Below are 13,450 nucleotides of genomic sequence, written 5' to 3' on the forward strand. Positions count from 1 at the left end.
TAAAGTAACAATTTTCTCGACGTCTTACCAAGATATCAGGCATTAAGGTATTTAACTGTATTATATTTTAAAAGGTTTTACCTGTGCCCTTGCCCCGAACCTATGCGTTTCTTATTTGCAGCGCTTTGATCAGCAGCACATTTTCCGTTTCTCATGCGGCTACGAATGACCCAAATGCAACGGGGCCGCATGCCGCTGGATCGTATTTTCGCGAGCCTTACCTGAATGGAACAACACTTCTTTTTAGTGCGGAGCAGTCTGTTTGGAGTGTTTCTGCTCATGGTGGTACAGCACAACGTTTGACCTCCCTCCCTCAGCCTGGGCACGCTGTGGCTCCGCACCCGGTATCATCTCCGGATGGGAAGTGGGTGGCATTTCTTGGTAACTTTGATGGTCCGACCGAAATTTATATTATGCCGAGCGCAGGCGGCACTCCGAAACGGATCACGTTTGAAAATTCAGCTCGCCTTAAACTCATAGGTTGGGATAAAAATGCGGGTATTTTATACAGCGCACCAAGCCCAACAGGGCCTTATTATAACAGTATTGTTGCAGCTCTTGACCCAGAAACGGGGCGTAAAACCGTTTACCCTCTGGCGAATATTAATGATGCAGCTCTTAGTGCTGATGGGCGCTGGATTTATGCTGTACGCTTTGGGTTGGCCACCACAGGCGATCATATGCGTAGTTATCGCGGTGGGGCACTTTCTCAGCTTTGGCGCTTTGACTTACGTAATGGCAAAGAAGCTGAGCGCATTGGCACGCGTAGCGCTAACCTCGTGCATCCGATGCCATGGCGAGATCGCCTCATTGTTCTTTCCGATGCCGACAACCGTTTTAATCTCTGGAGCTTAGCAACCGATGGGAGTGACGCCCAACCGCTCACGCATTTTACAGATGATAGTGTTCTAGAAGCTTCGATCTCCGGCGATCATGTTATTTTTCGTAAAGGGCCAGACCTCTTTGATTTGGATCTGACGAATAATACGACCCAGCTTGTGCCGATTTCCGTCATTTCAGATGATGCTCCTCGTCAAGCATACTGGCTCAGTGACCCTGCCAAGTTTTTGACGTCAAATGCCATTGCTCCAAAAGGTAATGCTGCCATTTTGACCATGAGAGGGCATGTGGTTATCGCAGGGGTTTCACCGCGCCGAATTGTTACTATCCCAACACCAGATTCAATTCGGTTACGTTTGGCGCGTGCAACTCCTGATGGAAAATCTATTCTTGCCTTTAACGACGTGAGTGGTGAATCCGCTTTATGGCGTTTTGCGGCTGATGGCAGTGGGGCGGGAGAGGCTATTGGGAAGCCCTCACCAACACAGCCCGTTTTGTTGGTTATTTCGCCCGATGGAAAATACGCAGCACATACTGATATGCGTGGTTTGCTGTGGCTGACTGACCTCACGCATAAAACAGAAAGCTGTGTTGATGATGCTGTTAAAGACGGTACGACCTCTTTTGATAGTGTCACGTGGTCTGCGGATAGCAAGGCAATAGCCTTTGTGCGTACACGTGGCTCAAGTCTTCGGCGCCAAATTGCTCTTTTTGACCTACAGTCCAAAAAGACGACTTGGGTGACGGATAATCGTTATGAATCATATACTCCAGTTTTCTCTCCTGATGGTCACTGGTTATGGTTCCTTTCCGACCGTACATTCTCTCTTTCCAATGGCTCTCCATGGGGGGACCGTAATTTAGGGCCTGCTTTCCCGCATCGAACGGGCATTTATGCTCTCGCTCTACAAAATGATGTACGTTTCCCGTTCTTGGCTCCTACAGAGTTGGATGTTGAGCCGACTACGCCATCGAAGAAGCAAAGCGATAGTAAAGGTGAAAAAGCTAAGGCCATTCCTGCTATTAGTTGGAGTGGTCTGCCATCACGCCTTTATCAGGCTCCTGTGAGCGCTAGCGATTACCGTGGACTTGCCGCATCCAATGACTTCCTCTTTACCTTGGATGCAACAGGCGATGACAGCGCCGCCCTTAAATCCATTCATATCGATAATAAAGAGCATAAAACTGAAACATACGCCCCCGATGTGGATGATTTTGACCTCTCAGCGGATGGTAAAACCCTTCTTACTTTCACAGAGCGTAAAAACGGTCCGCCGTCTTTGCTCCTTCTTCCTGCCGGAGCAAAAAAGCCGGATGATATGACGGGGGTTAATATCAATTTGGCTCCTGTGCATTTCCATATTAGCCCTATGCAGGAATGGCATGATGAATTCATAGACGCGTGGCGGCTTCATCGAGATCATTATTTTGATCGTCACTTGCAGGGTGTAGACTGGAACGGGGTCCGGGCTCATTTTGAGCCATTGCTCAATCGCTTAGGTGATCGTTCTGATCTTGATGATCTGCTAGGTCAAATGGTTGCAGAAATCGGTGCCATGCACTCGCAAATTCATCCGGCTCAGAATGATGATGCACCTGCTAGTCGCTTTATTGCAGGACTGGGAGCAGCAACGGAACGACAAGAAAATGGTTTTCGCATCATTCATATTTATGAAGCCGATAAGGACTTGCCAGATCAGCAATCTCCCCTTGCGATGCCGGGGGTGGATGCTCAAAATAATGATGTGATTACGGCTATTAACGGCCAAAGCACGAAAGATGCGCCAGATATCTCCCCGCTGCTGGAAGATCAAGCCGGCAAGCAAGTGCTTCTGACGCTGCACCGTGGAGACAAGGAGCATAAGACGGTTGTCGTACCGGTGAGTTGGCGCGCAGAAAAAGAGATGCGGGCACGTGATTGGGAAGTAAACCGTGCAGAGGTGGTGGATCGTGTCAGTCATGGGCGGATAGGGTATCTTCACCTTCAAGCCATGGTCGGCAGCGATATGGAAGCTTTTGCTCGTGAATTCTATGCGAATATCGACAAAGACGGCCTCATCATTGACGTTCGTGGCAATAATGGTGGAAATATTGACAGTTGGGTTCTCACCCAACTCATGCGCCGTGCATGGATGTTTTGGAGTCGTTATGACAATGCTCCTGCCATTGATATGCAACAGGCCTTTCAGGGCCATCTCATCGTCTTATCTGACGAGATGACCTATTCTGATGGTGAAACTTTCTCGCAAGGTATCAAGTCACTGCATATCGCTTCACTGTTAGGTGAGCGCACTGCCGGGGCAGGTGTATGGTTGTCTGACGCCGATCATTTGGTGGATAACGGTATGGCCCGTACCGCTGAAAATCCATATTATGATATGAACGGTCATTGGTTGGTCGAAAATAAAGGCGTCTCACCTGATATTGAGGTTGAGAATATGCCTGTGGCTACTTTCCATGGGCAAGATCAACAGTTGGACGCCGCAATTTCTTATCTCTTGAAAGATATGAATGAACACCCGCGCTCAATTCTAAAAGCAGATCCGTTCCCGTCAGACAAAACGATCATGCACTGATTGTTTGAATATTGGTCTGGTCAATTGAAAGAAATTGATCAGGCTAAATATAATAAAATTAGTAGTAATGTTTGTTAAAAATCTAGATTTATTATCATGCGGACCGTATTCATGAATGGTCCGCATAAATATTTTATATTTCTGATCCAATTTTTTGGCGAACACCTTCGCCTTCGCTGATAAATGTTTGAAGGTGGTGCGAATTTTTTTAAGGGGTTTGATCCGATGTGACGTGTAAGCGCTCTCTGAGAAAAAAACCTATAATATTAAACGCCTCATTTGCAGTATTTAGGGCGCCAGAGAGTTCAATAAAGCCATGTATCATACCGGGGAAGGTTTGCCGCATAACGGGAACCTGAGCGGCTTCTAGCCGGTTGCTATAAGCAATGCCCTCATCGTGGAGTGTATCGATTGACCCTGTAAGGAGTAATGCAGGAGCAACGCCTTCGAGTGTATCAGCCATAATGGGGGAAATATGCCAATCGTGGGACATTGGTTCATTATCCCCGACGTAATGGTTGGAGAAATATTTCAACGCTCCCATGGTAAGGGGTGGAATTTCGGCATTTTGGAGGCGTGATGGGTATTGGTGTAGAGGTATACGTGCATCAGTACACGGATAAATGAGGACCTGTGCCCGTAGGGGGATGTTTGTGTTGCGGGCTTCAAGAGCAACGACTGCTGAGAGGTTCCCTCCTGCGCTGTCTCCGCCGACGGCAAGACGTTGTGGGTTAATACCTAATGTAGCCGCGTGTTGGTAAATCCAGTGTAAAGCCGCACAACAATCTTCAGCGGCAGCAGGAGCTTTATGTTCAGGGGCAAGCCTGTATTCCACCGAAATGACAGTGCATTCTGCGCGGGTGGCGATTTGGCGGCAAACACGATCATGGGTTTCGATGTTACCAATGACCCACCCTCCACCATGAATATAAATTAGCGCAGGGGCATTTGTCTTACAAACCCCCTCTGGGCGGTATAGGCGTAACGGGATGGAGCCTGCTGGGCCGACTGCTGCCAAGTCCTCTACGGTTGCCATGGGGAGGGTAGGACCACCAAATGTTGGTCCTGTGTTGAGGCTGGCACGCCTTAGTTCTTCTACGCTTTGAGTATCTATAGCCGGAAGATTCTTCTTTTGAAAAAGCGCTAGAAGCTTCTGCACTTCAGGCTGAATGAACATGTCAGCCTCAATATCTTAGTTATTAAGCGAATGAGGGTAACGTTGAGGGGAGCGGGCGAGTTTCAAGACTTAGTGAGGGTATGCTGCATGTAAGATGTGCTGTCTTACAGCGGCGTTTTAAACCGCAGAGTAATTTATTATTTTATGTGAGTGGTGGACCCGACGCATCTGTGTATATTATGCAATATCAATGACTTACGGTGTCAAACCATTAATTTCAGACAACGGAAGGTCAAGGGGTGAATCGGGTAAGTGTCAAACCTATTGGGTAGCAGTATCAGGCTGATTGCTGTGATGGTTAGTTACTCAAAGGATTATCCATTGCATCAGTCCAAGCGCCTTCTGACACCCTCCAATAAACGGGCATACCAGTATGGCCTTTTGGTGTTTTACAATCGCCACACCAAACATGCGCCCCGTCGGACGTTTGAGATGGAGAATTTGGTAAATTTGCTAAACTATATGGTTGATCTGATGTAGATCCCCCACGAATTTGTAACGGGGCAGTAACTGTCAGAAACTTCGCATCGGTTGGCGCGATACCGTTCGTTTTGACGTAGGATGCAGCGAGTCCGGACGATGCCGTGAAAAAGTCCGTTGCAGTAATGCCTTTGCCTGATTTACTCCCGATGCCATCAGCGAGAACATAAGGCATCGTAGCGCCTTGAGGCATGATTGCTGGCCCTGATGGCATGGCGATCAGGCTGTAGACGGGATTTTCGTAAGAGCCACCAGCGCCAATACCCACACCATAGCGATAACCTGCGGGGTCATATACTAACTGCCCCCCTGTGATAGTGTTGGTGTCATTTCTGGGGTCTTGGTTGTAATCATATTTATACGCAAGATGAACGCTCGTCGTTGACGTGTCAGGCGTTACACTGCCCGTCGTGTCCACGTCTCGGAACTGCACCAGTCGGAGTGTTGATGTATTTCCCCCGGACACACCAGAGCTTGAGAACTGCCAAGCTTGCGAGGTCCACTCATCACCGATGGCGCGTGTTACAGCGTCAGGCTGGTAGACGTTCGTGGCTTGTGTGCTGCTGTTGGACATGGCTTGATAAGCTATTGAGCCAGAGAGAAGACCCCATACACGCATGCCAAGCGGCAACGCACCCCCACCTGAAACACCCACACCATAGCTGTCACGAGTGAGCTTGCCACCGCCACCATTATTGAGAGTATATGTGACGCCGTGGATGGAGTTCATGTAGTCGCGCGGGTCCCAGTTCCACAAGTCATGCTCGTCATCGCACTCATGCACTAGGCTGTTGATTGTTCCTGATGGATTGGCGCTATCTGTGCCGGGTTGGCGCGTTAGGGCGCACAATTCATATTCCGGGAAGGCTTTGGTAAAGACGCCGAAGAACACAGCTGGAGCGTTGATGTTTGTGAATTGCGTGTCCAGCGTTCCTGCGGCACTACCGTCGAACGTATCACGCATAGGGACGAGGCCTGTTTTCGTGCCGAAGCCAGCTTGTGTCTGCTGAGGCAGGTACCACGCCGTATCAATGTTGATGCCCGTGATGTTCCCGAAAGCATCTTGATTTACGGATGCGATGGTGCCGAAAAATGTGTTGAAAGCTTTTCGGAAATACGCATCAGACAACCACGGCTCATTCCAGTTATTTCCCTGTACGTGAGCAGCAGCAACGACGTTTGTTGCAATATTCATGCCGGGTCGGATTTGTTTTCCCCAATACGCAGGAAGCGCAGGAGAGAAGTCCGCGCCGTCAGCACGAAACGTTACCGCATGAGTGTTGTTGTCCGGATCGCTAATCGCGCTTGAGGCGATGAAGAGCGGTGGTGTTGACCCTGTTTCTGTAGCGCGTGCCGCCGCATCGTCATTCAGGTTGCCGCCGTTATAGTGTGGATCACTTGGTGGTAGGCCATTGCCGACCATCCCCGTCCAAGTACCAGCCGAGATACCCGTCCCCTGCGCCATGGATTTACCATTCATGAAGACGCCGTCAATAACGCCGTCCATGCCTCCGGCATACGGGCGTCCATACGTGAAAATATGACCCCATGAACCCGTGCGCTGTCCGCCGATTTGTAATGTGCGGTCTAATTCGAAGTTCAACCCTTGCGTGTCGCCGGGAAGTTGTGGTGTGCGACCGTAAATGTCCTGGGTCGCCGCTAGGCTGATGATCGGAGACGGCGGTTCAACGCCCATAAGTGACTTGCCGCCACTATAAACACCAGCCGTTGCGCCCACTGTTGTGATGTTCGTGTTGTTAATGTCAGAGGTAATGCGCTGGTTTGCATCAAGGCCCGCAACACCATTAGGCGCATTAAGCAACGATTGCGGCATGAGCTTGCCCTCAGCCGCTAACGCACGCGTAGCCTCTTGATTAATCGCCTGACCATTTGCACTAATCAATGAGACAGCCTGCGCTCCTGTAGTTTGAGGAGCAATAAAAGACTGTGACACATCAGCTTGAGTGACATTGCCCCCCGTTATCTGAGGATTGTTTAATGTGCCATTTTGCACATTGGCAAATGTCGAAAGTGCCTTGCTTAAGGAATCAATGGAAACTCTAGACTGCAACTTGGGAGGCGTTTGACCAAATGCAACGCCCATCAATGATAGAGTGCTCACAGTCGCGCAAAAAAATCGTTTCATCATTTTATAGCTCCTGCACATGCCCGCACTTGATCGCGCAGCCCGATGTAATCACCAACCCAGCGTACAGTTTGCGGCGCAGGGTGAAGGCGCAGTTCTGCTGCCAATGCCTTTTGGTCGACTTTGCTATAAGTCGTGAGGGTAGGGCACGGCACATAATGCACAGAGGCGCAGCTACTAAGCGCCAGTAATGCACCAATGGCAGCATACCGCCACATCATTCTGACGTACTCAACGGCGCCTTCGGCAATGCCGTACTCGTTGTGTCGGTGCCATTTGCAATAGCCTGCACTGCTTTAACATAGGCTTGCATCTTGGTTCCAAAAGGTGAGCCCATGGCATAGGCCATAGTCGCCTGTGTCTGAATTAAGGTAAGGGCCTCCTGAGCTTGTTGATGCAACGGAACAATAGGAGAGAGAGGTATATATGGAATGACCTCTCCACCAGACAGCGCCATGGGCGCTTGGCTACCATTCACGCGAGATTGCCACTCACCGGCCGTCATATTAGGCAGATACACTGCTTCAAATCCTACGGCAGTTTGTAGAGATGGCGTTGCATCACCGGTAGCTTCCACGGCATCCCATCCCACAATGGGCACAATTGTTGAGAGGTTCGCGCCAGAGCGGACAATGGCAAAGTAGTTTTGATGGCTCATTATTTTAGCCCTACAGCAATGACGGAAATATCGCCTGTTGAAGTGGATGCTGTGCCGTCTGTGAATAACCTCCCAAGTTGGAAGTTGTACTGCGTCACATTCGTGTATCCGCACAATGGTGGAGACCATGAACCTGATGCGGACGGCGTTTTCGGCGTGATAAAGATTTGGACGTTCGCAGACGAAAAAGCAGTCGGGAACGCAATCGTGTCACCGTTCTGGACTGCGGTTGCCGTGAAGGATTGCATCCTCAGCGGGGCAGCTGATGCAATCTCCGCAACTGTATTTCCAGATTGCGTCAGATACATCCCAGCCTGGTTCGTTGCCAGCAGGGACGAGAAATACTGTTGCGCAAGTGTGCCGTACACCATTTGCGGTACATCTGAAGTGCCGTTCCAGTGCAAGCCAAGGCCTGCTTGATCGGGGCTGCCCATTCCCAAGGTTCCAGAAATGAACTCAGCAAGGTCACTTTGAACAGCTAATCCCTCAGGGAGGGCGGCAGGCGCACCCGGCGGAAGCAGCAGTTTGATCGGAATAACATTGCCGCTTTGATCTAAGGTCAAGATCGTCGCAGTGGACGGTTGTCCCGCAACAACAGGAGTTTGGGTTACAATAGCCATGGAATACCTCAGCAGGAGAGTTTGAAGTAGGTGAGATACGTTCCGCCATTACCAACATGCGTCACGTTCATGCCGTAGGCATTCTCTGGCGGGAAAATTAAAGACGACATGTAGACTGTGCCATTCACGATGATTTCCACGACAGACACATCAAAAACGATGGTCACATTGTAGATCAACGCGGGCGGAAGAGATGCAATGCGGTCTTGTACCCAAGTGGCTTGCGCTAAAGCATCCGTCGTATCCAAAGGTCCAGACCCAGATTTAGCGCGCGATAAGGTCAGCGTTCCCGCATTCGGGTTGAAGGTCAGGCGGCTGTAATTGGATGGCCCAACGCAGAAATTGAATTGCAATTCATCCGACCATGCGTGCGGGGAATTGCGTTTCAGCACCATATCCGCACGCCAAGAAACACCTGGGTTCGTGACGGGGGGCTCCATGTCTGGGAGGCTGACGTACTCGACAGGACAGTATTCCAGGACTCACTATAATTGGCATAGTGGTTTTGCTGCCCTTCTAGCAGGGCAACTTTAACCCGTGCACTTCCATCCGCATCGTTCCCGAGTGTGAGCTGGGTCACGAGGGACAAATTACCTGCAAAACCCTGCGTCGGGAGTTGTTGGCTATACAGCCAGTTCCCCATCCACCCCCAGCAATAGGTTATCCCATCTTTTTGCGTGATGGCCTGCGCGTAATAGTCATGGCCATTGTTCAGCAGCTTGGGCGTCGGAGTATCGGGAATGAAGTTTGTGCCCGTCCATTGCCCGACTAGATAGCCTACACCAGCGTAGGGTTGCCCATTCCAAGTCTTGAGGCAGAAAAATAGCGCCCATTTTTGTTGCCCCTTCGCATCTGTCATAGGGAGAAGGTCTGGCGTCTCGACTTGTGACCATTCTGTTAAGTTGACGGCGCTTTGGAACGTCCAATTCAGTCCATCGGCCGAGGTGTAAAACCCAATACCCCAACTCAGACAGACCGACATCACCCAGCGTGCCTGAACTGTATCCCAGAATACGCGGGGATCTCGAAAGTCGGCCCCTGGCATTTTGACGGGGTAGCTGGCCGGATTTGAGATGATGACCTTATAAAAAACCGGGGCCATTCCGAGCTGCGGTGCCACCCAGAGCGTGATGCACTGGAGCGTATCGCCCGTATTACTGCCCGGCATTGCAATGTAATAGAGGACCGCACCAGCACCGAAACCTGCCGTGTTATTGTCATCAATGACAACACTTCCACCCCAAAGCGCCGGGTATTTCTGGTCATCAAGATAGAAAGGTGTGCGGTTCACCACCCACGTGTTTAGATCGGGAGAGACTAACTCCATCCACGTCTGATGCGGCTGTTCAGGATTGTCACTTGTCAGTGTCCATGAGCGCCACAAACCACAGGTTTCATCCCAGATCATGCGGCAGGGATCATTGATCCATGGGCGATACTGATCTGCATTGATTTGCGTTGAGAACACCGTCGCTGGCGTAGGTTGGCTATCGGAATACGGCAGATTGTAAATCTTATTCCGGTATGGCTCCGCCGTAAGATGGCCAAGTGGGCGATACCGTGAAAAGGCAATCCCATAGCCCGTTTGTAAAATATCGGAGAGCGCCGTATCGGGTTGCCATATTGCCGTCATTATGCAGCCCCCAGTGATGCGTATTGCTGGATAAGGCGGGCAAGGCGCTGTATGAGAGCGGCTTGCGTTGTTGCCTGCACTGCTTTGCTGAGAAGTTCTGCCTTCTCATTGAGGAAAAACGTGCTGTCGTAATTGTCTAGAGTTACTCCAACAATGGAATATGGCGCCGCAATTACAGGAGACAAAACAGTAAGCGCATTGCTTTCGTTCCGCTGCAGGCTTTCAAGAACATCAGCTAGATTGTCGAGCGTTACAGGCTTCGTAAATCCTGGTGGCAGCACGTTTTCGTACATTACGAGGTCCCTTCATCCAACCGGATCAGTACCGTATCTTCAGTGCTCGGCTTATTCGCTTCAGCTTGCGCCATCGCTTCGGCTTTTCGGGTTGCTACAGTTGCTGCATCAGTACTCGTTTGTGAGGCAGCGATAGACGCAGCACTTTTCCCAGAGCGATATGCAAACCACATCGCCCAAGTCAAAGCGGCGAGGGCAAGTAAGCCCCCGCCGATGTAGAGATACTGGATCACGCAGCCGGTGCAGCTTCGCCTTCGAGAGCCTTCTCGAGAGCGATAATGCCAGAGATGATCGTGGCTGAAGCAGCACTCACAGCGGGGCTGTTGGCCTTGGCATCGGCCTTAGCAGCAATATAGCCCGCTAAAGTGGGGACAAATTGCTGCGCCAGCGTTTCAATTTCAGTAAGAACAGACTGGTCCATGATGAGCTCCTTTGCTCGGTTAGCCCCCGCCCGAAACTGGGCTGGAAGGTTTCGGTTCGGTCGGCTCTGTCAGAGCATGGCGACCTGCCTCCGCAACGGCTGCGCCAGCGAGGATGCTGCCAATTTGCTGAAGGCGTGAATTTTCAGGGAAAAGAAGCGGGATCGATGCCGCGGCAAGAGGCCCGTAAATTTCTTTACTCATACCCGTGTAAGCGCCAGTAGCTGCCGCAAAGAGACACGCAAAGCCTTGCAGCGTCGTCGGCTGTCGAAGCCATTGCAATGCGCGCGAACGGAGGGTTTGGGGCTGGGCTACAGTGTTCATGCAGCAATAGCCTCCGCAAAAAACGCGACATTGGCTTGCGGGTTAGCCGCTCCCTGCGCCGTGTTGTAATGGTGCTTGTGATACAGGCTCAGCCCCGCGGCATCGGTCGCAGCCGGAAGAGGCTCTTGAGCGCGGTAATACCGCACCCGCGCCATGGCACAGGCATAACGCAAATTGCACACCAGCTGCTCAACTGGATTAATGTCGCGTGCAATCATCGCCAGCACAGCCGTCGCAAAGCGCGATTGTGCCGGGAAGTTCAGAAAGTTCAGCCAGCAATCGTCATGTGTTGCGGGCTCCATTTGCCACAACCCAAGAGCCGGGCCCCCACCCACTTGCCGCACATACACCGCCCGACTTTCCGCCAGCGCTGTACCAACTAACAAGTTTTCCGCCGCACTAGACCATAAACCAAGCGCGGAGAGAGCAGGGCGGACAATATCCACTTTCAATTGGCGCACATCGAGGCCCATCATCGTGCACCGACCCAATGGACAAACCATTGCATGGCACCCGTGGATGTCAGAAGGACCAAAACCAAACGGATCGTATGGCGCGTAGATGAAAGGGCATCTAACTTGCGGTCCTGCGTCTCTTGGTTTGTCAGGATTTTAGCAAGCTGTGCGCTCTGCGCATTCTGCGTTGTACGGATTTCCGTAACATCGCGGTCAAGCTCCTTCACATTCGTTTGAAGGCTGCCAAAGCGCTCCGAGAACTCGCCACGCGTGATGAATTCATCGCTCACGGATGTTTCACTCCCACACCGAAAGCATCAGCCCATTGGTTATTCAACCAGTAAACATGGATGCCAGGGGAAGATGGACCGTTGGGATTTGATGCGCTCCAACAATCTTTGCAGGTTGCCTCTGCGCCATAAGAGCCCCCAGAAGGCAGGGTAGCGTATGAGAAAACCTTCGGCACAATCAGCCAATTTGAATAGATTGAACCAAAGGTTCCATCCATGATGGCACCGTTTGAGTTGACGAACTCCATTCCCAGGGTACCTATAGGCAAAATACCACCTGTTACGGTGCTATTGGGAACTCTGATCTGAAGGCCTGTCCCTGCAGTAACGGAGCCAGAGAATGTTGCATTGGTTCCATATAAGTTACCCGTCATAACGCCACCCGCTATTGGCAGAAACGCTGACAGTGCATTGCCTAAATTAATGTAAAGCGGGTTCGATTGCGTCCCTACCCGGTGGCCATACTGGAATAACTCAACGGGAGCCGCAGCCTGACCAGCATCTGCCTGCGCCGTTGGCACAACAGAGGACAGAGCCGCATAGAGCGGGTTCTTCGCCGTACCGACATGCATACCATAGCGAAAGGGTTCAACAGGATTAGCAGCCTGCTGAGCATGCGCAACGAATGGGATAAGAAAGGGAAGGGCAAACAATATACGGCGCATGGGCGACAATCGGTATTCGAGTTGTGCCGCCAGCGCGAAGCATGCCGTGTGTGAATCTTAGCGGATGTTGGGGGTACGGTACAAGTGGAAAATCTGTCCTAAAGAACGGTTCTTGTAGCTAAATTTTCCCAAAATGGGATATATAGATTGATCCCAAAATGGGAATGATGTATACAATCCCCATGAACGTGATCGCACTAAAAGCTTTGAGAGACTTCTGGGCCCAGCATCCACAAGCTGCAGGCCCGCTTAAAGCTTGGTACGCTCTCGTCAGTAAAGCCGACTGGGCAGGGCCAGCCGATATACGCGCTCAGTTGAACAGTGCTGATTTTGTGGCTGATAATCGTGTGATCTTCAATATTGGCGGCAACAAATACCGTCTCATTGTTCGCGTCGCCTACCTGCACAAGCGTGTGTTGATCAAGTTTGTTGGCACGCACAAAGACTATGACAGAATTAACCCGGAGACCGTGTGATGATGATGGATATTCGCCCGATCCGCACTAACGCGGATTACGACTGGGCCGTTCAAGAGATTGAACAGTATTTCGACAACGAGCCCGCGCCAATGACGCCTGAGGCGGAACGCTTTGATGTGCTGACGGCTCTCATTAATGCTTATGACAGCGTGCATCACCCTATCGCCGCTTCCGATCCGGTCGAGGTCATTCGCCTTTACATGGAGCAGAATGACTTAAAGCAAGCAGACTTTGGTCGCGTCATTGGTTCTCAATCCCGCGCAAGCGAGGTGCTGAATAAGCAGCGCGCACTTTCCACCTCAATGATTGCACGTATTCGGGCCGCATGGGGGATCTCGGCTGACCTGCTGGTTGGTGTAGAGAGCGCTGCTTCTCGGGCCGCTGCTTAATAGGTC

17 protein-coding genes are annotated in these 13,450 nt (G+C 51.1%); 3 read left to right on the forward strand and 14 right to left on the reverse strand.

Going from position 1 to position 13,450, the window contains the following annotated elements:
• Window positions 1-83: 83 nt before the first annotated feature.
• A complete protein-coding gene (locus tag KB213_RS08125) occupies window positions 84-3,416 on the forward strand; it encodes a S41 family peptidase (RefSeq protein WP_346266692.1) in 3,333 nt (1,110 codons plus the stop codon).
• A gap of 208 nt (window positions 3,417-3,624) precedes the next feature.
• Here KB213_RS08125 and KB213_RS08130 read toward each other — a convergent pair whose 3' ends face one another.
• From KB213_RS08130 to KB213_RS08195, 14 genes are all read right to left on the reverse strand, one after another.
• The gene (locus KB213_RS08130) at window positions 3,625-4,593 is read right to left on the reverse strand and encodes an alpha/beta hydrolase (RefSeq protein ID WP_211682049.1); all 969 of its coding nucleotides are present in this window, start codon (window positions 4,591-4,593) and stop codon (window positions 3,625-3,627) included.
• A gap of 298 nt (window positions 4,594-4,891) precedes the next feature.
• Window positions 4,892-7,222 (reverse strand): hypothetical protein, encoded by a 2,331-nt coding sequence (locus tag KB213_RS08135; RefSeq protein WP_211682051.1) that lies wholly within the window; start codon window positions 7,220-7,222, stop codon window positions 4,892-4,894.
• Window positions 7,219-7,440 (reverse strand): hypothetical protein, encoded by a 222-nt coding sequence (locus tag KB213_RS08140; protein ID WP_211682053.1) that lies wholly within the window; start codon window positions 7,438-7,440, stop codon window positions 7,219-7,221. The genes KB213_RS08135 and KB213_RS08140 overlap by 4 nt, the downstream gene beginning before the upstream one ends.
• Entirely contained in the window at window positions 7,437-7,877 is a 441-nt protein-coding gene (locus KB213_RS08145) for a hypothetical protein (protein ID WP_211682055.1), read from the reverse strand. The genes KB213_RS08140 and KB213_RS08145 overlap by 4 nt, the downstream gene beginning before the upstream one ends.
• The gene (locus KB213_RS08150; protein ID WP_211682057.1) at window positions 7,877-8,497 is read right to left on the reverse strand and encodes a hypothetical protein; all 621 of its coding nucleotides are present in this window, start codon (window positions 8,495-8,497) and stop codon (window positions 7,877-7,879) included. The genes KB213_RS08145 and KB213_RS08150 overlap by 1 nt, the downstream gene beginning before the upstream one ends.
• Before the next feature lie 8 nt (window positions 8,498-8,505).
• Window positions 8,506-8,892, reverse strand: a complete 387-nt coding sequence (locus KB213_RS08155) for a GH32 C-terminal domain-containing protein (RefSeq protein ID WP_211682059.1) — start codon at window positions 8,890-8,892, stop codon at window positions 8,506-8,508.
• The gene (locus KB213_RS08160; RefSeq protein ID WP_211682061.1) at window positions 8,883-10,130 is read right to left on the reverse strand and encodes a glycoside hydrolase family protein; all 1,248 of its coding nucleotides are present in this window, start codon (window positions 10,128-10,130) and stop codon (window positions 8,883-8,885) included. The genes KB213_RS08155 and KB213_RS08160 overlap by 10 nt, the downstream gene beginning before the upstream one ends.
• The gene (locus KB213_RS08165; RefSeq protein ID WP_211682063.1) at window positions 10,130-10,423 is read right to left on the reverse strand and encodes a hypothetical protein; all 294 of its coding nucleotides are present in this window, start codon (window positions 10,421-10,423) and stop codon (window positions 10,130-10,132) included. Before KB213_RS08165 ends, KB213_RS08160 begins: the two co-directional genes overlap by 1 nt.
• Complete coding sequence (locus KB213_RS08170) at window positions 10,423-10,656, reverse strand: hypothetical protein (protein WP_211682065.1); 234 nt, start codon at window positions 10,654-10,656, stop codon at window positions 10,423-10,425. The genes KB213_RS08165 and KB213_RS08170 overlap by 1 nt, the downstream gene beginning before the upstream one ends.
• The gene (locus tag KB213_RS08175) at window positions 10,653-10,844 is read right to left on the reverse strand and encodes a hypothetical protein (RefSeq protein ID WP_211682067.1); all 192 of its coding nucleotides are present in this window, start codon (window positions 10,842-10,844) and stop codon (window positions 10,653-10,655) included. The genes KB213_RS08170 and KB213_RS08175 overlap by 4 nt, the downstream gene beginning before the upstream one ends.
• A gap of 19 nt (window positions 10,845-10,863) precedes the next feature.
• A complete protein-coding gene (locus KB213_RS08180) occupies window positions 10,864-11,166 on the reverse strand; it encodes a hypothetical protein (protein ID WP_211682069.1) in 303 nt (100 codons plus the stop codon).
• A complete protein-coding gene (locus tag KB213_RS08185) occupies window positions 11,163-11,642 on the reverse strand; it encodes a hypothetical protein (RefSeq protein WP_211682071.1) in 480 nt (159 codons plus the stop codon). Before KB213_RS08185 ends, KB213_RS08180 begins: the two co-directional genes overlap by 4 nt.
• Complete coding sequence (locus KB213_RS08190; protein ID WP_211682073.1) at window positions 11,639-11,911, reverse strand: hypothetical protein; 273 nt, start codon at window positions 11,909-11,911, stop codon at window positions 11,639-11,641. The genes KB213_RS08185 and KB213_RS08190 overlap by 4 nt, the downstream gene beginning before the upstream one ends.
• Window positions 11,908-12,576 carry a hypothetical protein gene (locus tag KB213_RS08195; RefSeq protein ID WP_211682075.1) on the reverse strand — a complete coding sequence of 223 codons (669 nt, stop codon included), beginning with the start codon at window positions 12,574-12,576 and terminating at the stop codon, window positions 11,908-11,910. Before KB213_RS08195 ends, KB213_RS08190 begins: the two co-directional genes overlap by 4 nt.
• A 182-nt stretch (window positions 12,577-12,758) precedes the next feature.
• On the opposite strand from KB213_RS08195, the gene KB213_RS08200 reads away from it, so the two are divergent.
• Window positions 12,759-13,052, forward strand: a complete 294-nt coding sequence (locus KB213_RS08200) for a type II toxin-antitoxin system HigB family toxin (protein ID WP_211682077.1) — start codon at window positions 12,759-12,761, stop codon at window positions 13,050-13,052.
• Window positions 13,052-13,444: a helix-turn-helix domain-containing protein gene (locus KB213_RS08205; RefSeq protein WP_211682079.1), complete on the forward strand. Its 393-nt coding sequence runs from the start codon at window positions 13,052-13,054 to the stop codon at window positions 13,442-13,444. Before KB213_RS08200 ends, KB213_RS08205 begins: the two co-directional genes overlap by 1 nt.
• Window positions 13,445-13,450 lie beyond the last annotated feature (6 nt).

The organism is Neokomagataea anthophila, from assembly GCF_018122595.1.
Lineage (GTDB): Bacteria > Pseudomonadota > Alphaproteobacteria > Acetobacterales > Acetobacteraceae > Gluconobacter > Gluconobacter anthophilus.

Bases quoted from the DNA above. Each gene is read 5' to 3' on its own strand.
- KB213_RS08200 (WP_211682077.1), top strand. From the start codon at position 12,759: ATGAACGTGATCGCACTAAAAGCTTTGAGAGACTTCTGGGCCCAGCAT.
- KB213_RS08135 (WP_211682051.1), bottom strand. From the start codon at position 7,222: ATGATGAAACGATTTTTTTGCGCGACTGTGAGCACTCTATCATTGATG.
- KB213_RS08175 (WP_211682067.1), bottom strand. From the start codon at position 10,844: ATGGACCAGTCTGTTCTTACTGAAATTGAAACGCTGGCGCAGCAATTT.
- KB213_RS08150 (WP_211682057.1), bottom strand. From the start codon at position 8,497: ATGGCTATTGTAACCCAAACTCCTGTTGTTGCGGGACAACCGTCCACT.
- KB213_RS08195 (WP_211682075.1), bottom strand. From the start codon at position 12,576: ATGCGCCGTATATTGTTTGCCCTTCCCTTTCTTATCCCATTCGTTGCG.
- KB213_RS08205 (WP_211682079.1), top strand. From the start codon at position 13,052: ATGATGATGGATATTCGCCCGATCCGCACTAACGCGGATTACGACTGG.
- KB213_RS08140 (WP_211682053.1), bottom strand. From the start codon at position 7,440: ATGATGTGGCGGTATGCTGCCATTGGTGCATTACTGGCGCTTAGTAGC.
- KB213_RS08165 (WP_211682063.1), bottom strand. From the start codon at position 10,423: ATGTACGAAAACGTGCTGCCACCAGGATTTACGAAGCCTGTAACGCTC.
- KB213_RS08130 (WP_211682049.1), bottom strand. From the start codon at position 4,593: ATGTTCATTCAGCCTGAAGTGCAGAAGCTTCTAGCGCTTTTTCAAAAG.
- KB213_RS08185 (WP_211682071.1), bottom strand. From the start codon at position 11,642: ATGATGGGCCTCGATGTGCGCCAATTGAAAGTGGATATTGTCCGCCCT.
- KB213_RS08160 (WP_211682061.1), bottom strand. From the start codon at position 10,130: ATGACGGCAATATGGCAACCCGATACGGCGCTCTCCGATATTTTACAA.
- KB213_RS08155 (WP_211682059.1), bottom strand. From the start codon at position 8,892: ATGGTGCTGAAACGCAATTCCCCGCACGCATGGTCGGATGAATTGCAA.
- KB213_RS08180 (WP_211682069.1), bottom strand. From the start codon at position 11,166: ATGAACACTGTAGCCCAGCCCCAAACCCTCCGTTCGCGCGCATTGCAA.
- KB213_RS08145 (WP_211682055.1), bottom strand. From the start codon at position 7,877: ATGAGCCATCAAAACTACTTTGCCATTGTCCGCTCTGGCGCGAACCTC.